Source organism: Hyphomicrobiaceae bacterium (genome assembly GCA_041397645.1).
Lineage (GTDB): Bacteria > Pseudomonadota > Alphaproteobacteria > Rhizobiales > Hyphomicrobiaceae > Hyphomicrobium_B.
This window is the reverse complement of the sequence record JAWKWE010000004.1, coordinates 1,992,314-2,014,958: the sequence shown is the minus strand read 5'-3', so window position 1 is coordinate 2,014,958 and position 22,645 is coordinate 1,992,314. Positions and strand designations below refer to the sequence as shown.

The 22,645-nt window shown below is 59.6% G+C and carries 25 protein-coding genes; 17 read left to right on the top strand and 8 right to left on the bottom strand.

Going from position 1 to position 22,645, the window contains the following annotated elements; translation table 11 throughout:
• Positions 1–2 precede the first annotated feature (2 nt).
• Complete coding sequence (locus tag R3D51_09380; GenBank protein MEZ5899692.1) at positions 3–1,790, top strand: L,D-transpeptidase family protein; 1,788 nt, start codon at positions 3–5, stop codon at positions 1,788–1,790.
• A 22-nt stretch (positions 1,791–1,812) separates the two neighbouring features.
• Here R3D51_09380 and R3D51_09375 read toward each other — a convergent pair whose 3' ends face one another.
• The 3 genes from R3D51_09375 to R3D51_09365 form a co-directional block, all read right to left on the bottom strand.
• A complete protein-coding gene (locus tag R3D51_09375) occupies positions 1,813–2,841 on the bottom strand; it encodes a peptidoglycan -binding protein (protein ID MEZ5899691.1) in 1,029 nt (342 codons plus the stop codon).
• Between the two features lie 6 nt (positions 2,842–2,847).
• Positions 2,848–3,909 (bottom strand): flagellar motor protein MotA, encoded by a 1,062-nt coding sequence (locus tag R3D51_09370; protein MEZ5899690.1) that lies wholly within the window; start codon positions 3,907–3,909, stop codon positions 2,848–2,850.
• Between the two features lie 287 nt (positions 3,910–4,196).
• Positions 4,197–5,021: a methyltransferase domain-containing protein gene (locus R3D51_09365; protein ID MEZ5899689.1), complete on the bottom strand. Its 825-nt coding sequence runs from the start codon at positions 5,019–5,021 to the stop codon at positions 4,197–4,199.
• Positions 5,022–5,299: 278 nt separating this feature from the next.
• Here R3D51_09365 and R3D51_09360 point away from each other — a divergent pair, with 278 nt between their 5' ends.
• A complete protein-coding gene (locus R3D51_09360) occupies positions 5,300–6,088 on the top strand; it encodes an inositol monophosphatase family protein (protein ID MEZ5899688.1) in 789 nt (262 codons plus the stop codon).
• Positions 6,089–6,094: 6 nt separating this feature from the next.
• Here the strand turns inward: R3D51_09360 and R3D51_09355 are convergent, their stop codons facing one another.
• The 3 genes from R3D51_09355 to R3D51_09345 form a co-directional block, all read right to left on the bottom strand.
• On the bottom strand, positions 6,095–6,904 hold the full coding sequence (locus R3D51_09355; GenBank protein ID MEZ5899687.1) for an N-acyl homoserine lactonase family protein: 810 nt from the start codon (positions 6,902–6,904) through the stop codon (positions 6,095–6,097).
• Positions 6,905–7,025: 121 nt separating this feature from the next.
• Complete coding sequence (locus R3D51_09350; GenBank protein MEZ5899686.1) at positions 7,026–8,150, bottom strand: tetratricopeptide repeat protein; 1,125 nt, start codon at positions 8,148–8,150, stop codon at positions 7,026–7,028.
• Positions 8,147–8,788, bottom strand: coding sequence for a thiamine phosphate synthase (locus R3D51_09345; GenBank protein ID MEZ5899685.1), 642 nt, complete (start codon positions 8,786–8,788; stop codon positions 8,147–8,149). The genes R3D51_09350 and R3D51_09345 overlap by 4 nt, the downstream gene beginning before the upstream one ends.
• A 336-nt stretch (positions 8,789–9,124) precedes the next feature.
• Here R3D51_09345 and R3D51_09340 point away from each other — a divergent pair, with 336 nt between their 5' ends.
• The gene (locus tag R3D51_09340) at positions 9,125–11,458 is read left to right on the top strand and encodes a L,D-transpeptidase family protein (GenBank protein MEZ5899684.1); all 2,334 of its coding nucleotides are present in this window, start codon (positions 9,125–9,127) and stop codon (positions 11,456–11,458) included.
• An 80-nt stretch (positions 11,459–11,538) separates the two neighbouring features.
• Here R3D51_09340 and R3D51_09335 read toward each other — a convergent pair whose 3' ends face one another.
• Positions 11,539–12,573 carry a class I fructose-bisphosphate aldolase gene (locus R3D51_09335; GenBank protein ID MEZ5899683.1) on the bottom strand — a complete coding sequence of 345 codons (1,035 nt, stop codon included), beginning with the start codon at positions 12,571–12,573 and terminating at the stop codon, positions 11,539–11,541.
• Here R3D51_09335 and R3D51_09330 point away from each other — a divergent pair.
• Positions 12,572–12,721, top strand: coding sequence for a hypothetical protein (locus R3D51_09330; protein MEZ5899682.1), 150 nt, complete (start codon positions 12,572–12,574; stop codon positions 12,719–12,721). The genes R3D51_09335 and R3D51_09330 overlap by 2 nt on opposite strands.
• Before the next feature lie 31 nt (positions 12,722–12,752).
• Complete coding sequence (locus R3D51_09325; GenBank protein MEZ5899681.1) at positions 12,753–13,994, top strand: DUF2254 domain-containing protein; 1,242 nt, start codon at positions 12,753–12,755, stop codon at positions 13,992–13,994.
• 82 nt (positions 13,995–14,076) lie between these two features.
• Here R3D51_09325 and gap read toward each other — a convergent pair whose 3' ends face one another.
• On the bottom strand, positions 14,077–15,084 hold the full coding sequence (gene gap, locus R3D51_09320; protein MEZ5899680.1) for a type I glyceraldehyde-3-phosphate dehydrogenase: 1,008 nt from the start codon (positions 15,082–15,084) through the stop codon (positions 14,077–14,079).
• Between the two features lie 300 nt (positions 15,085–15,384).
• Here gap and R3D51_09315 point away from each other — a divergent pair, with 300 nt between their 5' ends.
• From R3D51_09315 to R3D51_09260, 12 genes are all read left to right on the top strand, one after another.
• Positions 15,385–15,597, top strand: a complete 213-nt coding sequence (locus R3D51_09315) for a hypothetical protein (protein MEZ5899679.1) — start codon at positions 15,385–15,387, stop codon at positions 15,595–15,597.
• Between the two features lie 7 nt (positions 15,598–15,604).
• Positions 15,605–15,973 carry a cell division protein ZapA gene (locus R3D51_09310; protein ID MEZ5899678.1) on the top strand — a complete coding sequence of 123 codons (369 nt, stop codon included), beginning with the start codon at positions 15,605–15,607 and terminating at the stop codon, positions 15,971–15,973.
• Between the two features lie 43 nt (positions 15,974–16,016).
• Positions 16,017–16,394, top strand: a complete 378-nt coding sequence (locus tag R3D51_09305; protein ID MEZ5899677.1) for a DUF1232 domain-containing protein — start codon at positions 16,017–16,019, stop codon at positions 16,392–16,394.
• A gap of 258 nt (positions 16,395–16,652) precedes the next feature.
• On the top strand, positions 16,653–17,231 hold the full coding sequence (locus R3D51_09300) for a 5-formyltetrahydrofolate cyclo-ligase (protein ID MEZ5899676.1): 579 nt from the start codon (positions 16,653–16,655) through the stop codon (positions 17,229–17,231).
• A gap of 41 nt (positions 17,232–17,272) precedes the next feature.
• Positions 17,273–18,091 carry a TIGR00282 family metallophosphoesterase gene (locus tag R3D51_09295; protein ID MEZ5899675.1) on the top strand — a complete coding sequence of 273 codons (819 nt, stop codon included), beginning with the start codon at positions 17,273–17,275 and terminating at the stop codon, positions 18,089–18,091.
• A 9-nt stretch (positions 18,092–18,100) separates the two neighbouring features.
• Positions 18,101–18,595, top strand: a complete 495-nt coding sequence (locus R3D51_09290; protein MEZ5899674.1) for a M23 family metallopeptidase — start codon at positions 18,101–18,103, stop codon at positions 18,593–18,595.
• Positions 18,596–18,734: 139 nt separating this feature from the next.
• Positions 18,735–19,484 carry a YebC/PmpR family DNA-binding transcriptional regulator gene (locus R3D51_09285; GenBank protein MEZ5899673.1) on the top strand — a complete coding sequence of 250 codons (750 nt, stop codon included), beginning with the start codon at positions 18,735–18,737 and terminating at the stop codon, positions 19,482–19,484.
• A gap of 286 nt (positions 19,485–19,770) precedes the next feature.
• Positions 19,771–19,980, top strand: coding sequence for a hypothetical protein (locus tag R3D51_09280; protein MEZ5899672.1), 210 nt, complete (start codon positions 19,771–19,773; stop codon positions 19,978–19,980).
• 137 nt (positions 19,981–20,117) lie between these two features.
• Positions 20,118–20,645 (top strand): crossover junction endodeoxyribonuclease RuvC, encoded by a 528-nt coding sequence (gene ruvC, locus R3D51_09275; GenBank protein ID MEZ5899671.1) that lies wholly within the window; start codon positions 20,118–20,120, stop codon positions 20,643–20,645.
• Entirely contained in the window at positions 20,642–21,265 is a 624-nt protein-coding gene (gene ruvA / locus R3D51_09270) for a Holliday junction branch migration protein RuvA (protein MEZ5899670.1), read from the top strand. Before ruvC ends, ruvA begins: the two co-directional genes overlap by 4 nt.
• A gap of 101 nt (positions 21,266–21,366) precedes the next feature.
• Positions 21,367–22,083 (top strand): alpha/beta hydrolase, encoded by a 717-nt coding sequence (locus R3D51_09265; protein MEZ5899669.1) that lies wholly within the window; start codon positions 21,367–21,369, stop codon positions 22,081–22,083.
• Between the two features lie 50 nt (positions 22,084–22,133).
• Complete coding sequence (locus R3D51_09260) at positions 22,134–22,589, top strand: YaiI/YqxD family protein (GenBank protein MEZ5899668.1); 456 nt, start codon at positions 22,134–22,136, stop codon at positions 22,587–22,589.
• Positions 22,590–22,645 lie beyond the last annotated feature (56 nt).

Sequence of the window (22,645 nt, the reverse complement as noted above, 5' to 3'; positions counted from 1 at the left end):
TTATGTATCGCGTACTCTGCCGGGTCTTCGCCGGCGGCTTTCTTCTATTAACCGGTGTGGCGGCAGCCTTTGCTGAGCCAGACACCGCAGGACAATTAGCGCTCCGCGCAGAGCAGCTGGAGAGGGTTGAGCGCGGATCTGCTTTTTCCAACACGCTCGATGAGCACATTGCTGCTGCAAGGGCTGATGCCGAGGGGCGGGACGTCGCTTGGCTTGCCCAACTGCGCTCGTTCTATATCAGCAGGGACGGTGCCCCTGTCTGGGTGTCCTCTAAGGGGTGGACGTCTCGCGCACGATCCGCGATTGCCGAGTTGAGCAAGGCAGGAGACTGGGGTCTTGACCCAGCCGCTTTCCAGGCGCCCGAGATCAATCCGAACGATCTAACGGATGATGCGCTTGCCAGCGCTGAACTCGGCCTGTCGCGTGCGGTTGTCAAATATGCGTTTCACGCCCACGGGGGACGGATTGATCCATCCTCGTTGAGCCTGTGGCTCAATCGCACGGACGATCCCGTCTACGCGACGGCTGTGATGATTGACGTCGTTTCGAATGAGGACGCAGGCGCCGCCTTGCGTGCCATGCACCCGCCCTATCCGGAATTCGAGCTTCTGCGCGAAGCCTACGTCGCCATGCGTCGAGAGATCGAGCATCCCAGAGAGCCCGATCCGGCCGACATCATGGCCATGGGGCCAACGATCAAACTTGGCGAATGGCACCCCGATGTGCTGGTGGTCCGTCGCAAGCTCAAGGTGCCCGCCGAAGAGGGCTTTCAATCCAAATTTGACGAGAAACTTGCCAACGCTCTCCACGATTATCTGAGCGAGCAGAAGGTGCGCGTGCGCTGGGGCCGCATCGACGACAAGGCGCGGCGCGTCTTGAACCGCCCGCCGCCGCCGCCAAAGAAAGAAGATTTGGATCGCTTGCTTGCCAATATGGAGCGTTGGCGTTGGCTGCCGCGCGACCTCGGTGCTTTTCACATCTGGAACAACCTTCCCGAGATGGAGACCCGTGTCGTGGAGAACGGCAAGGTGATCCATGAGGAGCGCATCATCGTCGGGCAGCCCAACACGCAAACGCCCGTATTTTCCGAGCGGATGAGGCAGATCGTCTTCCAACCCGAATGGGGCGTTCCTCCCTCGATCAAGGTCAACGATCTGCTTCCGAAGTTGAAGGCAGGCGACTACGGCGTGCTGGAGCGACGCAATATGCGCATCCTTGGTCTTTCCGGCCGGGAGCTGCGTCCCACCCGCTTCAAGTGGAGCAAGATTGATATCCGCGATGTCGGCATCTATCAGCGTTCCGGCAGTGGCAATCCGCTAGGCCGCGTGAAGTTCCTCTTTCCCAACGAGCATCACGTTTACATGCACGACACAAACAACCGCGCGTTGTTCAAGTCGTCCTGGCGTTTGTACAGCCACGGCTGCGTGCGCGTGCGCAATCCTGAGCGGCTTGCCGTTTTATTGCTCGCGCGCGACAAGGGATGGAGCGAAGACACCGTCAACAAGCTGTTGAGCAACTCGAAAAAGCCCAGCAACAAGATCGATCTGGACCGTCCCTTCATGGTCCATAACGTCTATTTCACAATGGTGCCGGGCGAGGACCGTACGATCGTCAAGTATGACGACATGTATGGCCACGATCGTCGCGTCATTCAGGCTCTGTCTGGCGTGCCAGCCTCGAAGATTGCCGCCGCTGATCCCGCGCGAAGCCAGTTGCGCGAGATCGATGAAGCCGTACCGGAGAGCTACAAGCGCGGTACGCGCGAGCGTCGCGCACGCAATGACGATTGATTTCGCGGATCAATGCTTGCAATCAGCGGGTGGTGAGCTTCAGCTCAATACGACGGTTGGCCTGAAGAGCCTCCTCGGAGTACCCACCCTCGATGGGTTGAAATTCAGCGAACCCGGCGGCAACAAGCCGGTCAGGTGGGATGCCTCTTGAGATGAGGTACTTGACCACCGAGGCCGCGCGCGCCGTCGATAGTTCCCAGTTGGAGGGGAATTGCGCACTTGAGATCGGTCGGGAATCCGTATGCCCGTTGACCTGCAAAGTCCAATCGAGTTCAGGCGGGATCTGGGCTTCCAGTTCCTTGATGGCGGCAGCAAGCTGATCCATTGCCGCCAGGCCCTCCGGCGTCAAAGTTGCTGAGCCTGAAGGAAACAGCACTTCGCTTTCGAATACGAAGCGGTCGCCAACAACGCGAATGTCCTTGCGGTCCTTCAGCAGATTGCGAAGCCGCCCGAAGAAGTCGGAGCGATAGCGTTGCAGTTCTTGGACCTGACGGGCGAGGGCAGCGTTCAGCCGTTGTCCGAGATCCTTGATCGTCTTGTCGCTGTCTGAGCTTTTCTTCTCCGAGGCGTCGAGGGCCTCATTCAACGCCGCGATCTGCTGGCGCAATGCGAGCAGCTGCTGATTGAGCAAATCGACCTTGGCCAGCGCTTCGTTGGAGACGTTCTTTTGGGTCTCCAGATCTGCAGACAAAGCCGAGATGCGCCCTTCAGCCGCCTTCGCGCGCTCATCTGCGCCAAGGCCCGTGCCTGCAAGCTTGCTGTTTTCGTCTCGCAGCGCCGACAACGAGGCCTGCAGCGACGCCAGCTCATCTTCTGCACTCTTGGATTTGCCTTTTTCAAGATTGAGAAGGCTCGTCAATTCGGTGATCTGGCGGGTCAGACGCTTAAGTGCGGTGTCCTTGCCGCTGGCTTCTTCGGCGGCGAAATATTGCGCAATCATAAAGAGCGACATCAGCAGCGTGACCACGAGCAGCAGCGTCGACAGAACGTCGACGTACGCCGGCCAGAACTCGGCATACTCTCCACCTCTGCGATTGCGGCCACGCGCCATAGGGCATCAGCCTCCGCGCTTCATGTTTTCGGCGAGGCTCTTGAGCATCGATGCCACCTCGGTCTGTTGCGCGGCCTGCTCATCCACCCACTCGCGGACGACTTTCTGCTCGGCGCGCATCTGGCTGACAAGCTGGTTCACGCCGCGGGCAAGATCGCGCACTTCATCTGGCTGTGGCGTCGACGCCAGCACGCTGGGTGGCTCAATCGGCTGATCGGCAAGCCGGTTTGAAAACTCCTCCAGCGCGCGCTGCATATCGACGACGGCGCTCAGCAGTTGGCGATTGACGAACTCCGAGCTTGTCGAGCCGCTTACGCCTGATGACGGGTTGAGCTCGGTGATGCCCGAGAGCCATTCTTCTAATTCGTTATAGAAGCGGTTGTGAGCGTGGCTGGCCTGTAGCTCCAGAAAGCCTAGGACAAGTGAGCCCGACAAGCCGAGCAACGAGGCCGAGAACGCGGTGCCCATGCCGCGCAGGGGAGCGGCAAGCCCGGCTTTCAAATCGCCGAACATCTGCACGTTGTCGGTCGCCTTACTGTCGAGAGTATCGATGGCGTGGCCAACCGATTGGATGGTGTCGAGAAGACCCCAGAAAGTTCCGAGCAGTCCGAGGAAAACCAGCAGGCCGACCAGATAGCGGCCGGTGTCGCGCGCTTCGTCCAGGCGCGAACTGATGGAATCCATGAAGGCGCGCATCGCTGCGGGCGAGAGCGAGAGCGCTCCCGTGCGGTCGCGCAGCATGGTCGCCATAGGCGCCAGCAGCACCGGCTTGTGCGGATTGACCAGGCCGGGATCGGCAATGCGAAAAGCATTGACCCAGCGGATCTCGGGATAGAGCCGGATGACTTGGCGGAAGGCGTACAAAATTCCGAACGCGAGCACGCCGATAATCAACGCGTTGAGGCCGGGGTTGGTCAGCCACGACCTTTTGAGCTGATCAAAAAGGATTGCGCCGAGAAATCCGATCAGCGTCAGGAAGATGGTCATGCGCAACAGAAAAACGCCGGGCGGCGTCAACCGACGGGAAATAGGCGCGAGTGTCGCGTCCCCCTTGGCTTTTTTGGCCATGTGCCTCGTCTCTCCCCGGTGTTGCTCCCTCGCCCCCGCGCGAACGTCCACAATACCCGAACGCAATGGCAGCGAAAACGGGCAAGATCATGCCGTTGCAACACCAAAATGTGGCCTTGGTGTCACGTGTGATGCTGCGCGCACGGCGATTTGGCCAAAAGCCAACACTCTCAGTCCGGTGTGCCATTGGCGAAAGCACCCGGTGCTGATTGTGCTTCCCAAAGAGTTCCCGCCGCATGACAGTGTTGCGACACACAGGCAAAAACTCGCGGATGAGGGCTGGAAACTCAGGAGGTGTGCGGCTTGGTCTTCCACGTCGCGATGACGATCGGCCAGTACATCCAAGCCTTTTCCTTGGCGCCTTCCTCTTTGACTTTGGCAACCATGGCGTCGAACGCTGGCTGGGTGGTCGTGCCCATCTGAAGCGCGGCCGGCAATAGACTTGTGGCGACCACATTCGCGAATGTTGCAACCTCGGGCGCTGGCAGCAGGATGGTCGAAGCGTCAAGCCCGTCGTGGGGCCCTATGCCGGCTTGAAGAAACCACTCGGGCATCCGCCGCCCGGTGGCCAGATCGAGTCCCGCGCCCTTAAGAGTGTTCTGGATGAATGCGACGATTTCATCCGACCACGCCGGCCACACGCTCATCGGTGCAAGGATATCTGCGTCCATCACCAGCAACTTGCCGCCGGGTTTGAGCAGGCCCCAGAGCTTGCGGAGTAACGCAACCTGATCGCGCTGATGAAACACGACAAATCGCGCGAATATAAAATCGTACGGTCCACCCGGAATTTGCGCTTCGCTCGCAAGATCAAGCTCGTGAAAAGCGAAGTTGTCTCCGTAGACCGCCTTCAGCGTAGCGAGCGCTTCGCGCCCGATCTTGCCGTCGCGATCCACACCGGTGATGTGGCTGTCCGGCCCAGTCATCTCGCGCAAAAGCCGCATCACTTCGCCGGGACCGCAGCCGACATCGAGGCAGCGCGCTCGCTCGCCCAGTCCGGCTTTAACGATGGCGCGCCGGGTGGCTTCCTCCCAGGCGAGAGCCTGCATGCGCAATCGTCTGTATTCTTCCGACGTATTGCCGAGCGTATAGGCTTCGAAATGTTCGCTCATGGTATTCTCCCCGTTGCGCCTGCGGCCTCTTGTTCTGTTTTGGGCCGCTCGCATTTCCTGAAGGCAGGGTAGCACCTGAAGGCTGGGTCGCAACGCGCCAGAAGTCGGAAATTCCGTAATGTTGGCCGGGTTTATGGGTGTGCGCTCATCGCCGCCTTGCGCTGGCAGTGTGAAGCGGCTAGTCACCACCCCACCCATCCGTAAGGTCGTCACCAATGTCACTGGCGGCCCATCTTGGCCGATCCGGCCCTTGCTCTTTGGAAATTTGCAGAAATCTCATGGCCAACGTTTCGCCGCTCCTCAACGTCATGATCACGGCCGCGCGTAAGGCCGGCCGTAGCCTGGCTCGCGACCTCGGCGAGGTCGAGCAGCTTCAGGTATCCGTAAAGGGGCCTGCGAACTTCGTTTCTGCGGCAGACCACAAGGCCGAGGACATCATCTTCAAAGAGCTGTCGAAGGCGCGACCCGGCTACAGTTTCCTGATGGAAGAACGCGGTTTCATCGAAGGCGCCGACACGACGCACCGATGGCTGGTTGATCCGCTCGATGGTACGACGAACTTTTTGCACTCGATGCCGCTGTTCGCGATCTCGATTGGCCTGGAGCGCGAGGGGCAGCTCGTGGCAGGCGTAATCTATAATCCCGCGACGGACGAGCTCTACACCGCCGAAAAGGGCAAGGGCGCCTATCTCAACGATCGGCGTTTGCGGGTTGCGGCGCGCAAGACCCTTGCCGATACTCTGATCTCGACGGGTATTCCACATCGCGGCCGACCGGGACATCCAAAGTTTCTCAAGGAAATGGACACGGTGATGAAGGAGGTCGCGGGCATCCGGCGCACCGGATCTGCCGCGCTCGATCTCGCCTTCACGGCGGCGGGCCGTTTCGACGCCTATTGGGAACGCAACCTCAAGCCTTGGGACATGGCGGCAGGCATCGTCATCGTGCGTGAGGCCGGCGGCTTCGTCAGCGATCTCAGCGGCGCCGACAAGATGCTGGAAACCGGCGACGTCATGGCATCCAACAGTACGCTCAATAAGCTGCTTCTGCCGCTGGTGAACGCATAGCCAGATTCACGGCCACGGCTTGCCGGGGCTTAAGGCAGCCAACCGCTTTTCTCTGTCCGGTTCCATGACGAGAGGATCGTGCGCGGGATAGACAATGTCGCAGCGCATTGCGATGTCGCGCATGGCCCGCTGCATTTGCTCCAGGTCGTAGTAGATGCCCGGCGGAATTCCTTTGCGCACGTTGGTGTCGACCTTGCGCACGATGTCGCCGACGCAGCCGATGACGCCATCCTCCGTTTGAACGAAAACGCACTGACTGCCGGGCGTATGGGTGTTGGGGTAGAAAATACACTCGATACCGGGGAAGAGCTCGCAGTCACCTTCGATGAGTTCAACGCGATCCCACATTGGGTCGATCAAGGCGGCGATGTCCTTGCGGTCATAGAACAATTCGCGTGAGCCAATGTCGAGCGTGCGCGGTCCTATCGGAGTGGCAGCGGCGGCAAGCTCGCTACGTTGAACGACGATCCGCGCATTGGACAGCAATTCCAAACCGCCAGAATGATCGTAGTGCAGGTGCGTGAGGACGACTGTGCCGATGTCCTCAGGCCGTAATCCATGCGGGGCGAGTTGCTCAGACAGGGACATTCCCGGTGGAAGGCGATGCGGTCCAAGTCTATGAATGGCCATTGCGCGTTCGGCATCGCGCATACCGGTGTCGATGAGAATGGGATGGGGCCCGCCCTCGATGAGAAACGCATAGACCGGAACCGTCACGCGGCCCTGTTCCTTATTCATCCCCCAAAATACGTCGAGCGCGCTGCCGACGTCAGCTTCGCCGAGGATCAGGGGGTGAAGCCGGTAGTTCTGCGTCATATTCTAGGTTCCTTGCGGCTGACCTGCACAAAGGTATGCGCTCGACAGTCTTCGGACCCAAGCAATAGCTGCCCTTCGCCGCCAACGCATTCCGCCGAATGGCTAGAATTATGCCGTGATGTTACTCGATAGGCTGGACTTGGATGCGGTCGGACCAATCGGCGGCAGCTTTTTGCGCCTTTGCCAGATCAGCCTTCGAGAACTTGGCGATTGCCGCATCAAGCTTCTCATCCGCGAAGCCGTTATGCTTGGCGATGAAGCGCCATTTGGCGGCTTCAACCGGATCCTTGTTCGTGCCCACGCCTTCCATAATGACCCAAGCAAGACGGTTCTGGGCTCCCGGCAGTCCTTTTTCGGCCGCGGCTTTGAGGTATGCGATGGCCTTGGGCTCGTCGCGCGTCAGGCCGAAGCCCTTTAGAAGCATGATCGCATAATCGTACTGGGCGACATCGAGCCCTTGCGCGGCGGCGCGCGACAACCACTTGGCGGCCTCCAGGGCATTGGGCTGTGTGCCTTCGCCTTTTTGGTACATGGCTGACAAATCGTACTGCGCTTGCGCTACGCCTTTCTCGGCGGCAAATCGGATGTGATCAAGCGCGCGATAGGGATTTTGTGGCTTGCCATCACCTTTGAGAAACAGAAGCCCGAGATTGTAATTTGCGAGTGCGTGTCCGGTTAAAGCCGCCTTCTCAAACAGCTGAGCGGCGGCCTCACGATTTTTCTCCACACCCTTGCCTTGGGCCAACAGCATGGCCAGCTCAAACGTTGCGGGAATATCTCCCAGCTCGGCACCGCGTGTGTACCAGTTGGCGGCGGTCTTGGAGTCCTGGGGAACGCCCAAGCCCTCCTCATAGATGCGGCCTATCAGAGTGTTTGCAGTTGCATCCCCTCGGCCGGCGGCTTCCTGAGCTAACTTCAGCGCGGTGAGATATTGTCCTTGGTCGAAGGCCATATAGGCCGCGTCTTCGCCTGTTGCCGGCACGGTGCTCGGCACAGTCTTGGAGATCGTGGTCGTAGCTGGTTTTTGCGCCGCCGGTGAAGGCTTGGCGGCACTAGCGGGCTTGTTCTTGGGCGGAGTTTTCTCTGGCGGGGTCTTCTTGGCGGCCGGCGCCTTTTGATCGTCGGGCGTTTCGATCCGCTGTGACCACGAGCTACTTTCGGCGCGCGATGCAATCGCGCTCATGCAACTCAAGGCCAGCGAGAGAACGCCTAGCGTACAGGTGCGTATGACAACAACGCGTCTCATGCAGGGATTTTGGCACTTCCGATGACAATGGAGAAGGTCTTGACCAACGCGGCCGCATCCTCTGGCGTCATATCGGGGCTGAGTGTAACAGACACGAAGTCGGCGTTGGCGCGTGCGGCATGACCCGCTGCTTCTGCGTCAGGCACATCGAGGGCGACGCAAGGTGGTTCGAAGATTTCTGCCCACCAAGAAAGCAGATTGCATTGGCGCGCAAATGCGGCTGCCCGATCCTCAACATGGGGTGGAATACCGAAGCCGACATAGTCGGCTCCCATCTCGCCCAATGTCATGGCGTCATCGCGAGAGCGACCCGCATCCGCGCCCAACATATAGCGGCCTCCGAGAATTTCGCGCGCTTCCGTCATCCGGCCGGTCTGGTCCTTGCTCCAGGAAAGGTGCACGCCGTCGGCGCGAACCACCCGCGCAAGTTCCGCATCGTCAGCCACAAGCGCGGCGACCCCTTTCGCTTGAACCTCTTCCACGAGCGGTTTCACGCGGCCCGCTTCGAGGCTGCCTCCCGGAACGGGACGCAACAGCACGCTGGGGATGCTTGCGGCCCCAAGGGCAGCGGCAATCCGGGCGCGATTTGAATCGGGCGTCGATCCGCCAATCTCGGCGATGAGGTAAAGCTCTGACACGGCCAAGATAATCTCCCGGAATTGAGGCTGCGGCTATCGCGGCGGAATGAGGCGGAAAAAAGAACCCGACCGAGGCGCTGGGATTTTCCCCATGGTTTCAGATCACGGTTCCGCGAGCTCTTAAGTAGATGCCCCGAGTCTTCAGTGCCACACCCAAATCATTTCGAGGTTTAATGACCCCCGTGCGGTTTACCCACGGTGGCGATGCAGCCATGGTGCTGTGAAATCTGGGGCAACGGGCTAGAATATGCCATCTTGCTGGGCCGGTATGGGCAGTAGGGGGCGAGATCACTTTTCAAGTCCGCCACATTTGAAGCAATTTTGGAGCGACCGGATATGGGTACGAAGGCGGTGATGCGCGCATCGTGGATGGCTGGTTTTGCAACGGCCGCCGCGTTGGTGGCGACACCTGTCATCGCGGAACCTTCCGCAGAAGGCGGTTCCGCCAGCACGACGAGCGAGACGGGAACGTCTTCTTCCACAACAGCTGCAACACCGGCTCCGCCTGATGCATCACCGGCCTCGGAAGTGACCGATAAGCTGGACGAGGCCGCCAAGCCTGAAGCGGCTGACGCCAGCAAGCCTGACGCTGCTGCGCCAGGAACGGCAGACGCCGGCAAGGAGGACCAAGCGAATAAGGATCAGGCAGCGACACCGCCAAGCGGTGACGCCAAGCAAGATGCAGCTGCCGCTCCGAGCCCTGCGGCAACCGAAGACGCAAAGTCGGAAGACGCGAAACCCGCAGATGCGGCGGCGTCGACAGCTCCTGCCAGCCCAAGCGCCTCGCCCGATGAGACAAAGACGAACAACGCAACGGCAACGGACGCACCTGCAACTGAAACAACCGCCGCGGCCGCTCCGCCTGTCGATCCTGCGGTAGCCGCCGTAGTCGCCGCCGCCGTGGAGAAGTTATCCGATAAGACTTTCGTCAAAGGCTTCGACAAGGACGATGTGGAGGCTTTGAACCAGTACTACGGCGAGCATCCTGCACCTCTATGGATCAAGGACGGCGCGCTCTCATCCAAAGCCAACGAAGCGATTGCCGAAATCCGCAAGGCCGACGATTGGGGGCTCGATGCTTCGGCGTTTGAACTGCCCGAGCTGGCTGCAGGGGCGCCGAGCGCCGATCAGGGAACCGCAGAAGCCAAGCTGTCGCTCGCAGTGCTGAGATACGCTCGCTACGCGCGCGGCGGCCGGGTCACACCTGCTTCCGTCAGCAGAATTTGGGACATGCAGCCCCCCGTGAAACAGCCTGCCGACGTGCTCGCGGAGATTTCCGCCAGCGCAACGCCCGGCAGTTACTTGACGGGCCTCAATCCCAAGCATCCTCAGTTTGAAAAGTTGCGCCAGGCAATGCTGAAGGCGCGCGGGCCGCAGGATGAGGAAAAGATCGACGAGGCTCTCAAGGTTGAGCTTCCCCGAAAGGGCACCGTAAAGCCTGGACAGGAAAACGACGATATTGCCCTACTGCGCAAGCGCTTGAAGACACCTGCCGAAAACAGCGAGGATGAAAACGTCTACGATGCGGTGCTGGTGGAGGCTGTGAAGGCGTTTCAGCAGGAAAAAGGCATCAAGGCCAACGGATATCTCAACTCTGCGACCCGAGCTGCGTTGAACGCGGAAGGCAAGCCCAAGAAGCGCGACGGCAAGGCGGAGATAGATCGCATCATCGCCAACATGGAACGCTGGCGCTGGCTGCCGGAGGATCTCGGCGAAGTCTATGTGATGAACAACATCCCCGAATATGTCGCTCGCGCCTACAAAGGCGACGAGAAGATTTTCGAGGAACGCATCATTGTCGGTCAGACCACTTGGCCGACGCCGATGTTGAGTTCGACCATGCTGTACGTCATGTTCCGTCCGACCTGGGGCGTACCTGACGGCATTAAAATGAAGGAGCTTCTGCCGCGGCTGAAACAGGCCTCGGGCGGTGGCTTCTTTGACCAGCTGTTCGGAGGTGGATCAAGCGGCGGTGGGCGCGTGCTGAAGGCCTACGGTCTGCGGCCGACGCTCAACGGCCGACCAGTGGATCCCGATAGCATCGACTGGAGCAAGGTGGATATCCGACGCTTCTCCTTTACGCAGCCTCCGGGCGGGCAGAATCCGCTGGGCGACGTGAAGTTCCGTTTCCCCAATAGCCACGATGTCTACATGCATGACACGACGCAGAAGGCGCTGTTCAAACAATCTTTCCGCGCGCTGAGCCATGGCTGTATACGCGTCCAAAATCCGGAGCGTCTTGCAGAGGTTCTGCTGGAGCAGGATAAGGGCTGGTCGGCAGCAAAGGTCCGCGGGATGTTCAATTCCGGTGGAGACGTCACTCTTGAAAAGCCGTTGCCCGTCTATCTTGCGTACTTCACGGCGCGGGTCGACGAAGAGGGCAAGCTGCGAACCTACTCTGATGTTTATGGCAACGACGGTCGGCTGTTGTCGGCGTTGGCTGGCCGCAACGTCCGTTATAGTGCGCCGGCGGCCAATAGCGCCGATACGGTTGCGGCTATCGATGACGATCAGGTCGACGTGTCTACGGGAAGCACGGACGTTAATCCGCAACCGGCTACAACTTCGTCGCGCAAGTCGAACAAAAAGAAAGAGCAGACCGCGCGGCGGTCCACCAGAACGACGAACGATATCATGAGCAATGCACTGTCCGGTCTGGTAGCCAACTAAGGGATCAGCCGGAATCAAAGAAACAAAAAAGGCGGGCCCTGATGCCCGCCTTGTTTATTTTCATGGCTTGGAAAAGTGCCTCAAGCCGCCTTCTCCAGTTTGGCGTCCCACTTTCCGAGGGCTGCCAGCGAATTCATCTTGGCGCGATGCGTGAATGCGCGCTGACCGGCAGCGACGTTTTCAGCCTTGCCGCCCCAAGCCTGCAATGCAGCGGCCTGAAGTGCGCGGCCATATGAGAAAGTCAGTGCCCAGGGCAGGTTACCAATGGCGTTCATTAGCGACAGGTGCTCCGTCGCCGCCTCGTCGGACTGGCCGCCCGATAGGAACGCAATGCCCGGTACGCTGGAGGGCACGGTTGCTTTGAGAACTTTGATGGTGCGCTCGGCGACTTCCTGCGCCGAAGCCTGCTTCGTGCACTTCTGCCCGGCGATGACCATGTTGGGCTTCAAGACCATGCCCTCTAGGTTTACACGCGCATCGTAAAGCTCGCGGAAGACAGCACGCAGCGTCCATTCCGTAACGCGCGCGCACTCAGCAATGTCGTGTTGCGAATGCTCGCCGTCCATCAGCACTTCTGGCTCAACGATTGGCACAATGCCGGCTTCCTGGCATAGCGCCGCGTAGCGAGCGAGCGCATGGGCGTTGGCCTTCACGCAGTTCCAGGTCGGGTAGCCGTCAGCGATGGTGATGACGGCGCGCCACTTTGCAAATCGAGCCCCGAGCTTGTAGTAGTCCGCAAGGCGTTCACGCAAACCATCAAGGCCTTCCGTCACGGTCTCGATCTTGGAACTCGGGCCGGCAAGCGGTTTGGCGCCGGTGTCGACTTTGATGCCGGGAATGGAGCCCGCAGCCTTCATGACGTCCACGAGAGTGGTGCCGTCCTTGGCCTTCTGTCGGATGGTCTCGTCGTACAGGATCACACCGGAAACGTAGTTCTTCATGGCGTCGGCGGAGCGGAACAGCATTTCGCGGTAGTCGCGGCGTGCATCCTCTGTGGACGTCAGGTTGATCTTGTCGAAGCGCTTTTTGATCGTTCCGGAACTTTCGTCAGCGGCAAGAATTCCTTTGCCGGGCGCAACCATTGCGCGCGCGATATCTTCAAGGCGTTCGGACATGTCGGCTCCCCTGATCCGGTTGGTTCTCGAAATCGGCGGCAACGCATTAGCGCGGATGGGGCGGGCCGCCAAGGCTGCATCGCAATGTGCGCTGCTGTCGGACGGGATAGCACTTGCGGCAAACGCGCGCGCTATGCAAATGGGTTAGAAAGAAATTCCGGTTAATCAAGGGGAAATGCGTGCTTCTGCAGCGTCTGCGCCTGTTTTTAAGACATAAACTTTGGTTCAGGCCGGCTTTAGCCAGTTTGTTCTCGGTGGCTATAGCGGCCGCCGCGCTTCTGCTGGGCAACCATTTCGAGGGGCAGTTCGATCTCGATATCAGCGAGGAATCGCTGGTCACGCTATTTGGCATTTTTGCTTCCAGCATGTTGTCAGTGGCCACATTTACCGTTTCGGCCATCGTCACAGCAGCATCCTCGGCCTCGACCACGTCCACGCCGCGGGCCGCTCGGTTCATCCTGTCAGACAGTACCGCGCAAACCGTTCTGTCAGCTTTCATTGCTGCCTTCATCTATTCCATCTGCGGAATCCTGGCTCTCAAGGCGTTTCACTACGGCCACGCAGGCCGCTTCATCCTTTTCATTGGGCTGATCGCCATCGTCATTTTCGTGCTGCTGTCGTTCATCAACTGGGTTGACCACGTGATGAAGCTCGGCCGACTGAGCAACACCATTGAACGCCTGCACGATGCGGCGCTCTCATCACTGACGCCGAAGACGGCAGGGGCACTCGGGGCGAACACCTGGGACGGAGCGCCGAGCGAAGATGCTGCCGCGGTCTTTCCCGACGGCTTCGGCTACGTGGTGGATTTAGGGCTCGGTAACCTGCAGGAACTGGCGTGCGAGAACGATTGCCAAATCTATCTGTTTGTGCGGCCAGGAGAACACGTCGAAACGACGGCGCCGATTGCCTATGTCACGCCTGCGGACGCGAAAACGCCAGAGTTGGCGAGCGCGATCAACGGCTGCATCGTGCTGGGTTCCACGCGGGAAAGCGATAGCGACGTGCGCTTCAACATTCTCAACCTAACTGAAACCGCCGATCGGGCGCTGTCGCCTGCCGTTAACGATCCCGGAACGGCGGTGAATATTCTCAACGTACTGGTTGAGGTGATCGAGAAATGGGCGAAACTTCAAGCTGATGAAGAGACCCACAAGATTGCTTTCGACCGCCTCCACGCTCTGCCGTTGACGGCTCGGGAGATCGTCAACGACGCTTTCACGCCAATAGCGCGCGACGGTGCCGGTAGCGTCGAAATCGGTGTGCGGCTCCAAAAGGTCTTGCGCGCGCTCAAACGCATGGGGGTTGACGACCTAACGCAGGAAGCCGATGCGATGTCCAAAACAGCACTTGAGTTGTCCGACGCCGCGCTCATCGCCAACGAACATAAAGCGCGCGTGCACCAGGCGGCAAAGGCGTAAAACCAATCAATGTCTGACAAAAAAAGCGGCGGCGTGAGATGAACCACGCCACCGCTTTTGTCTATTCCGCCTAAATCGGTATTTAGATCAACTTCGCCATGGCGACTGCGGTGTCGCTCATGCGGTTGGAGAAGCCCCATTCGTTATCGTACCAGGACAAGACCGACACGAGAGTACCGTCCATGACCTTGGTCTGATCCATGTGGAAGATTGACGAAAGAGGATCATGGTTGAAGTCAATGGAGACGTTCTTTTCGTTCGTGTAGCCCAAGATGCCCTTCAGCGGACCATCAGCTGCGGCCTTGATGGCAGCGTTGATCTCGTCTTTGGTCGTCGCGCGCTTGGCAATGAACTTCAGATCGACGACCGAGACGTTGGGCGTCGGTACGCGCATGGCGAAGCCATCGAGCTTGCCGTTCAGTTCAGGTAGAACAAGTCCCACGGCCTTGGCCGCACCGGTCGAGGTCGGGATCATTGCAAGCGCGGCGGCGCGCCCGCGGTAGAGATCCTTGTGCATGGTGTCGAGGGTCGGCTGATCGCCAGTGTAGGAGTGGATCGTCGTCATCATGCCCTTCTCGATGCCGACGGTGTCGTTGAGCACCTTGGCCACCGGCGACAGGCAGTTCGTGGTGCAAGAGGCGTTCGAGACGACAACATGCTCCTTCGTGAGCTTGTCGTGATTGACGCCGTAGACAACCGTAAGGTCGGCTCCGTCGGCAGGGGCGGAAACGAGCACACGCTTGGCGCCGGCGGCGAGATGCCCGGACGCCTTTTCCTTCGACGTGAAAATGCCTGTGCACTCCATCGCAATCTGTACGCCGAGATCCTTATGCGGCAGCTCAGCCGGGTTCTTGATGGCTGTGACTTTGATGGGGCCTGTGCCGACGTCGATGGTGTCGCCCGATACGGTGACCTTGCCGGGAAAACGTCCGTGCACGCTGTCATATCGCATCAGGTGTGCGTTGGTTTCAACCGGGCCCAGATCGTTGATGGCGACGACTTTGATGTCTGTGCGACCGCTTTCGACGATCGCGCGAAGCACGTTGCGGCCGATACGCCCAAATCCGTTGATCGCGACTTTCACCGCCATTGTTTTTTCCTCCCGGGAGCTTGATGCAAAGAAGGCGCACCAGGGCGGCGCGCGCGCAGCCGGCTAGGGCATTGTGACGACACTTATTCCGGCGTGCGCCATTAACTTGAGCAGGCTGACGGCTGTCAATGCGTCAATCGAGGCAATGAAGCAACAAGGTTGAGACAGGATCGATGGAGTAATGCTGCATTGTAGTTTTGATTGGTTGACGTGGTTTATGGATGCCACGTAACGTGCAGTTCCGTGGGGCGCTGAATCGCGAGCCAAACCCGCGGCCAGCCGGGTTGGGGCTTACGAGTTATGGCTGAACGGACTACTACAAAATCAAAGCGGGGCGAGGGCTCCAAAATCGCTGCCAAGACAGCCGATAACAGGCTCGTTGCGGAGAATGCGCGGCTAAGTTCGGAGCTTGCGGCGGCAAGGTCGCGTATCGAAGAGCTTGAGCAAAAGCACGCCGAAATCATCAATCGCATTGATTGGGCTATCGATTCGCTTCATAACCTGACCGACTAGGCGATTTTTGTCGTCGTCCTCGGGGGAGCGGCCCTGCCAACAGCGGGCCGGACAGCTTTTGGCCCAGGTTGCGATATCGTTTAACAAGCGAACATACCGCTTCGAGTGTGCCGAGGCGGATGCGGATCGTTTGGGCGAAATCGCGGGCTATCTCAAGGACAAGCTGGACACGCTCATTCGTGAGCATGGGCCCGTGGGCGATGAGCGGCTGGTGCTCATGGCTGCGCTCATGGTGACGGATGAGCTGTTCGAGGCGCGCGCCGACATTGACGAGTTGCTGGAAGAGCAGACCGACAAGCTGAAATCGGTAACGAAGACGGTGGAAGAGCAACGCACTGGAAGCGCCAGTGATCTCGGGCGCAAGTCAGGCACCTAAGAAACAATCATTTCGCTTTCCATGAGCAACATTGGCCGGGCTGATGATCGAAAAACTGCGCGCTTTCGCCAAATCGCTGAAATCGGAAATCGCAGTACTGGCATCCGCATTGCGTGATCCGCGAACGCCGTTTGCCGCGCGTTTTCTTGGGGTTGCTGTCGTCGCTTATGCCCTCAGCCCGATCGATCTGATCCCCGACTTCATCCCGGTGATCGGATTTCTGGATGAATTGATCCTGCTGCCTTTGGCCTTATGGGCGATCCGAAGGATGATCCCGAGCGAGGTTATGGCCGAACATCGCGCCAAGATCACGCCCGGCACGCGTTTGGCGCCATCGCGGACTGCGGCGGTCATCGTGGTTGTTATTTGGCTGGTCGCCATTGTGTTGACCGGTCGCTGGGCGTGGGGTCGCTGGCACTGAGAGCCGGGCTTGCACATAACTTGTCTGCTGGCTGAGACCCGCGCGCCCCTGGATTTTCTGGCAATCTTGGCCTACATCCAGAACGCTGCGGGGCCCGTCAGGGACAAATGACCCGGGGGCCTATAAGATCCGCACGGGCGCTGTCCCTGGCCGGAGCCGTGGCTCTGGACATATGGTGCCCACCTACGCTCGTAGGGACCACGCGGGATCATGTTCCCAACGGCCACCGCGGCACCTAATTCACCGGGAGCCTGTACGTTGCCAGTCGAGCTGAAGGCAGAGTTTCGCAACAGGGCGTTCGCAACCCGCAAGGCGGCATATGAGGCCCATGGCGGAGAGGCTGGACGTCGTCTTGCGGCCCATGGGCTGGATTTTCTGGGCGTACGGCCAGGGGCGACGGTGTCCGGCTTTGCTGCTATCCGCGACGAGATCGATCCTTCTGCATTGCTCGATTGGCTTCATCGAGAAGGCTTCAAGCTGGCGCTTCCGGTCATGGAGGGGCGCGGCAAGCCGCTCATCATGCGGTCTTGGGCGCCAGGCGATGAAATGGCACGTGTTCAGTGGGGCATTCGCGAGCCACTCGCTAACAAGGACGAGGTGGCGCCCGATGTTCTCCTCGTGCCGCTCCTGGCGTTTGACCGGGATGGCTGGCGGCTGGGCTACGGCGGCGGCTTCTATGATCGCACGTTGGCCAAGCTGAAGGTGCACAAGCCGGTCACGGCCGTCGGCATAGCGTATGACGAACTAGAGGTCGACGCGGTTCCCCACGAGAGCTATGACCAGCGCCTGGATTGGGTGCTGACGCCGTCGGGCCCGATCCGTTGCAGCAAGAACTAAAAGAAGCCCTCTCCAACCTGGACGCGGGGCGTGGGACATGAATGCGACTGCTTTTTCTTGGCGATATTGTGGGCCGTACCGGCCGCAACGCGATCCTGGAGGCGCTGCCAGGCATCCGGGAGCGCTATGAACTCGACTTCGTCATCATCAATGGCGAGAACGCTGCCGGCGGCTTCGGCATTACCGAATCCATTCTGAATGACCTTATCGATGCTGGCGCTGACTGCGTCACACTCGGAAATCACGCCTTCGACCAGAAGGACACTCTCGTCTTCATCGAGCGGCACGACCGCTTGATCCGCCCGCTCAATTTTCCAAAGGGCACGCCGGGGCGAGGGGCTACAATGCTCAAGGCAAGGAACGGAGCGGACGTCCTGGTGATCAACGTCATGGGCCGCGTCTTCATGACCGAGCTCGACTGTCCTTTCCGCGCCGTCGACAACGAAATCACAGCGTGCAAGCTCAAGGACGGCGCAGACGTCATTTTCGTTGATTTCCACGCCGAGGCCACGAGCGAGAAGCAATCGTTCGGGTATTTCGTGGACGGTCGCGTATCGGGCGTAGTGGGAACGCATACGCATACGCCGACCTCGGATCATCGCGTTCTGCCAAATGGCACCGCCTTCATGTCCGATGCTGGCATGTGTGGTGATTACAACTCTGTGCTGGGCATGGATGCCGAGGAGCCGCTGAGCAGGTTCCTGACCAAAATTCCGCGCACACGCTATGAACCGGCGATGGGCCAAGCCACGCTCTGTGGGCTTGCGATAGACATCGACGATGCGACAGGACTGGCGCGACGTGTCGCTCCGTTCAGGCGGGGTCCACATCTTGATCCGGTCGAGCCCGACTTCTGGTAGGGGGGAGTTATGGCAAAAGCGCTTCTCACTCTTGTCACACTGACAGCCGGTTTGCTCACTCTGGCTTCCGCAGGCGCTTGGGCGGCCGAATGCAGTATGGCGGGATCGGCAGAGGAGGCGCTGGTCTTTGCCAGACCAACCGGCGGCAGTGTCATCAAGGAGTTCGGCGACCAGTACGACGAAATCTCCAAGACCAAGCAGTTCCACGGCGGCGTCGATCTCGACGGTCCTGCCGGCGAGCCCGTATATGCCGCGCGAAGCGGTAAAGTCGTAGAGGCGGGCAACAAAGGCGACCTTGGGCTTTATGTGCGCATCGCACATGGCGGCGGCGTCGAGACTGGATACGGCCACCTTGGAGCGCTGTCGGTCAGTGCAGGAGAGTGCATTACTGGCGGGCGTCAGATCGGCAAAATCGGCGCAACGGGGCGCACGCAGGGGCCCCGGTTGCATTTTGAAGTCCTGAGGGACGGCAAGCCTATCAATCCGCTCGATCTTCTCCAATAGCGGCCTTGCATCGGCAGACTGGCGCGGCTGGGCCCCATTTGCCCTGCGGATGCTTGCGATGGGCTTGACCAGCCCCCGAATGTTGCGCCAAACACGGGGCCGATCATCTCGCAAGCAACGAACTTTTCAGGGCATCGCAATGGCCGGGCATTCAGCATTCAAGAACATCATGCACAAGAAGGGGCGTGCCGATGCCGCGCGCTCCAAGATGTTTGCTAAGCTTTCCCGAGAGATAACCGTTGCCGCCAAGCTCGGCATGCCTGACCCGACCATGAACCCGCGCCTGCGTCTCGCCATTCAGGAAGCGCGCGCGGAAAACATGCCCAAGGACAATATAGAGCGCGCCATCAAGAAGGCGGCCGGGGGCGATACCGAGAACTATGAGGAAGTGCGTTACGAGGGCTATGCGCCCGGCGGTGTGGCCGTCATCGTCGAAGCGCTGACCGACAATCGCAATCGAACGGGCGGCGCGGTGCGCTCCGTCTTCACGAAGCATGACGGCAACCTCGGTTCGACAGGTTCGGTAAGCCATATGTTCAATCACGTCGGGGAGATTTCCTACAAGCCGGAAGCGGGCTCCGCTGATGCCATTCTCGAAGCTGCCATCGAATCAGGCGCCGACGATGCGGCAACCGATGGCAACGGTCATTTGATTACGTGCTCTTTCGACAGTCTCGGGACTGTCGCAGCGGCGCTGGAAAAGGCGCTTGGGGAGGCGGCCAGCGTCAAGGCCGTATGGAAGCCCACGCTGACGACGCCCGTCGATGAAGAGAACGCGCAAAAGATCCTCAAGATGATCGCGACACTTGAGGACGACGATGACGTCCAGAACGTCTTTGCGAACTTCGAGGTGTCCGAGGACGTTTTGAAGAAACTGACGGCCGCTTGAACGCAAGCCTGCCGCGTCGCTGACCAGATATAGAAAGCCGCGCGTCGGCTTGCACTGCCGTACGCCTTTCACCGCGCCAGTCTTTCAGCACTGTCATCGCCGTTAACCCCGGTTAACGTGCGTGCACGTACTATTGGTGAATTTTTCTTTAAGTCGCTAAAATTGCGCGACGGGCGTCAAGAACTTGGTGAGAATTAGCGGTTAAATTCTATTCATTATTTATTGACCTTCATACGTGTGGCGTCCATTGCGGGTGGCTGCCCAACTTTCTGGAGTGGAGTACAGAATGTCCAGTCACGGGTCCGCGATTTTCGAAGCCTATACGCGCACGCTGCGCCGAATTTATTGGGCTGAGTTCGTCGATGCACAACTCACGGCCGCACGCCCCCAGAATTTCAAGGCGTCGATCGTGGAGAGCCCGATGCCGGAGCCTGACCACCTGGCAAAGGCCTTCGAATACCATCGCTATCGCACGACACCTCCGACCTCCGAGTAACCTTCTGCCGGCCCGCAAGGCAGATCCCGGATCGTTACCTGGTTGTCACACACCGGGAAGCGCTCCGGGATATTTTTATGCCCGGATGTGGAGCGTTCGCACCGCGTCTGTGACGGCGGGCGTGGTATCAGGGGGACATGAAAGCATCCGCGATTCGCATATTGGGACTAGATCCGGGCCTCCGCCGAACAGGCTGGGGCGTCGTCGATAGCGACGGGGTGCGTTTGAGCTATGTCGCATCCGGCGTCATCACATCGACCTCTGGGGACGATTTGGCGTACCGGCTACGGTCGCTGTTTGAGGGCATCAGCAGCGTGATCGCGAGTTTTTCTCCGCGTGAGGCAGCGGTCGAGGAAACTTTCGTCAACGAAAACCCTCGTTCTACCTTGAAGCTTGGCCAAGCTCGGGGTGCTGCGCTGCTTGCACCCGCTATGCTCGGGCTACAGGTCGCGGAATACACGCCCAACCAGATCAAGAAGACAGTCGTCGGGGCGGGGCACGCTGAAAAGCAGCAGATACAAGCCATGATAGGTTTTCTGTTGCCCAAAGCGCGGTTCGAGAGTGCCGATGAAGCCGACGCACTGGCGATTGCGATTTGTCACGCCAACCATCGGTTCACGCCCCAGGCCGCTGCTCTTCGTCTGCTGAAGGAAGCTCGCACATGATCGGCAAGTTGCGAGGTAAAGTCGATACCATTGGCGAGAGCTTTCTCATTATCGACGTCGGTGGCGTCGGATATGAGGTGCAGGCGTCGGCGCGCACTCTTCGCAATTTGAAGATTGGCGATGAGGTTTCTCTCACCATCGACACTCATGTGCGCGAGGATGCAATCCGCCTGTTCGGCTTCCAAAGCGAGCTGGAACGTAACTGGTTTCGCACGCTGCAGACCATCCAGGGGGTCGGCGCAAAGGTGGCGCTGGGCGTATTGGGCATCATGAGCCCGCAGGATCTCGCGAATGCCATTGCTCTTGGCAATTGGGCAGCGGTCGAGGAAGCTCCGGGCGTCGGCAAGAAGTTGGCGCAACGCATCGTCGCCGAGCTTAAGGACAAGGCTCCGGCCCTCTCGGTGGCCGGTCTTAATGTGCCCGCCTTGGCTAACGGTGTGGCGCAACCGCAGCCCATCGTTCAGGGGCACGCCGCGGCTGAGGCGATCTCCGCGCTCACCAATCTTGGCTATAATCCGCAACAGGCTTCCGCAGCGGTTGCAACCGCCATGGGCGAGCTGGGCGAGGCGGCCGATACGGCGGCGCTTATCAAGCGCGGATTAAAGGCGCTGGCGCGCTAAACCCTAAGCGCACGCTCATCCCCACGTACCATTCCGCAAAAGTGCCGGATCGCTATATTGCGCGTGCATTCTGCGGAAGCGCTTTTGAAAGGATTGCTGAGATGGCGACGTTTGTGGTCGCGCACGGCGCATGGTCCGCCGGTTTCGTTTGGAAGCGAATGCATCCGTTGATGCGCGCAGCCGGGCATGAGCTGTTCACGCCTACGCATACTGGTCTGGGTGAACGCCTGCATCTGGCACATCCAGATATCGATCTGGAGCATCATATCGCTGACATATGTTCCGTGATCTTCCACGAAGATCTCCGCGACGTCATTCTCGTCGGCCACAGCTACGGCGGGTTCGTCGCAACCGGTGTGGCAGACCGTATGCCGGAGCGATTGGCGCAGGTGGTTTATCTCGATGCATTTGCGCCCAAGGCTGGCGACACCATGCTTGCTCTCGCAACGCCTGAGCAGCGCGAGCGCTGGGTGAAAGGCGCACGCACACAAGGCGAGGGATGGCGCGTGCCGCCCAATCCACTTCCGCCCGACACCGAGCAGGCCGACCTCGATTGGATCGCGCCGCGCCGTCATCCTCAACCGTTCAAGACCATGACGCAGCCTATCGAGCTCAAGCTCGGCGTTACCGCTTTGCCGCGTAGCTTCATCTATTGCACGCGCATTGGGCCCGGCGATATGTTCGGACCGTTTGCGCGTGCCGCGAAGGCCGATCCGGGCTGGTGCTACTTCGAGATGGACGCCAGCCATAATCCCCACATCACCGCGCCTGCGGCATTAGCCGAGATTTTCTGCACGATTGCCTCTACTCCGGTCTAAGAAGTGCGGCATTCTTTGCGATTTCAAGCAACCGCCAGGATCTTTGAACGATGAGGATTTTTGTCGACGCTGATGCCTGTCCGGTCAAGGAGGAGGTGGCGCGGGTCGCGCTGCGCCATGCTCTTCCGGTAATCTTTGTTTCGAACGCCTGGATGCGACTGCCCGAGGGACCAGAGTTCGAGCGGGTGATCGTGCATGATGGTCCCGACGCTGCCGACGATTGGATCGCGGAGCGCGCTGGCAACGGTGACATCGTCATCACGCAGGACATTCCGCTTGCCTCACGCGCCTTGAAAGCAGGCGCACACGCGATCGGCAACACCGGCAAGCCCTTCACCGATGCGTCCATTGGCATGGCACTCGCAATGCGCGAACTCTCGCAGCATTTGAGGGAGACTGGCGAAGGCGGGCGCTATAACGCGCCATTCAGCAAAGCCAACCGATCCGCCTTCTTGCAGGCGCTGGAGCAGGCCGTTCAGCACATCAAGCGCAAACATGCGCCATAAAGCTCGAATGCGACGGATAGTCTTAACAGGGCGTTTACCTGATCGTGCGTTGATTC

Bases quoted from the DNA above. Each gene is read 5' to 3' on its own strand.
- R3D51_09280 (MEZ5899672.1), top strand. From the start codon at position 19,771: ATGTCCAGTCACGGGTCCGCGATTTTCGAAGCCTATACGCGCACGCTG.
- R3D51_09340 (MEZ5899684.1), top strand. From the start codon at position 9,125: ATGGGTACGAAGGCGGTGATGCGCGCATCGTGGATGGCTGGTTTTGCA.
- R3D51_09305 (MEZ5899677.1), top strand. From the start codon at position 16,017: ATGATCGAAAAACTGCGCGCTTTCGCCAAATCGCTGAAATCGGAAATC.
- R3D51_09265 (MEZ5899669.1), top strand. From the start codon at position 21,367: ATGGCGACGTTTGTGGTCGCGCACGGCGCATGGTCCGCCGGTTTCGTT.
- R3D51_09355 (MEZ5899687.1), bottom strand. From the start codon at position 6,904: ATGACGCAGAACTACCGGCTTCACCCCCTGATCCTCGGCGAAGCTGAC.
- R3D51_09285 (MEZ5899673.1), top strand. From the start codon at position 18,735: ATGGCCGGGCATTCAGCATTCAAGAACATCATGCACAAGAAGGGGCGT.
- ruvC (MEZ5899671.1), top strand. From the start codon at position 20,118: ATGAAAGCATCCGCGATTCGCATATTGGGACTAGATCCGGGCCTCCGC.
- R3D51_09295 (MEZ5899675.1), top strand. From the start codon at position 17,273: ATGCGACTGCTTTTTCTTGGCGATATTGTGGGCCGTACCGGCCGCAAC.
- R3D51_09375 (MEZ5899691.1), bottom strand. From the start codon at position 2,841: ATGGCGCGTGGCCGCAATCGCAGAGGTGGAGAGTATGCCGAGTTCTGG.
- gap (MEZ5899680.1), bottom strand. From the start codon at position 15,084: ATGGCGGTGAAAGTCGCGATCAACGGATTTGGGCGTATCGGCCGCAAC.
- R3D51_09380 (MEZ5899692.1), top strand. From the start codon at position 3: ATGTATCGCGTACTCTGCCGGGTCTTCGCCGGCGGCTTTCTTCTATTA.
- R3D51_09365 (MEZ5899689.1), bottom strand. From the start codon at position 5,021: ATGAGCGAACATTTCGAAGCCTATACGCTCGGCAATACGTCGGAAGAA.
- R3D51_09335 (MEZ5899683.1), bottom strand. From the start codon at position 12,573: ATGTCCGAACGCCTTGAAGATATCGCGCGCGCAATGGTTGCGCCCGGC.
- R3D51_09315 (MEZ5899679.1), top strand. From the start codon at position 15,385: ATGGCTGAACGGACTACTACAAAATCAAAGCGGGGCGAGGGCTCCAAA.
- R3D51_09330 (MEZ5899682.1), top strand. From the start codon at position 12,572: ATGTCGGCTCCCCTGATCCGGTTGGTTCTCGAAATCGGCGGCAACGCA.
- R3D51_09360 (MEZ5899688.1), top strand. From the start codon at position 5,300: ATGGCCAACGTTTCGCCGCTCCTCAACGTCATGATCACGGCCGCGCGT.
- R3D51_09290 (MEZ5899674.1), top strand. From the start codon at position 18,101: ATGGCAAAAGCGCTTCTCACTCTTGTCACACTGACAGCCGGTTTGCTC.
- R3D51_09350 (MEZ5899686.1), bottom strand. From the start codon at position 8,150: ATGAGACGCGTTGTTGTCATACGCACCTGTACGCTAGGCGTTCTCTCG.
- R3D51_09370 (MEZ5899690.1), bottom strand. From the start codon at position 3,909: ATGGCCAAAAAAGCCAAGGGGGACGCGACACTCGCGCCTATTTCCCGT.
- R3D51_09260 (MEZ5899668.1), top strand. From the start codon at position 22,134: ATGAGGATTTTTGTCGACGCTGATGCCTGTCCGGTCAAGGAGGAGGTG.
- ruvA (MEZ5899670.1), top strand. From the start codon at position 20,642: ATGATCGGCAAGTTGCGAGGTAAAGTCGATACCATTGGCGAGAGCTTT.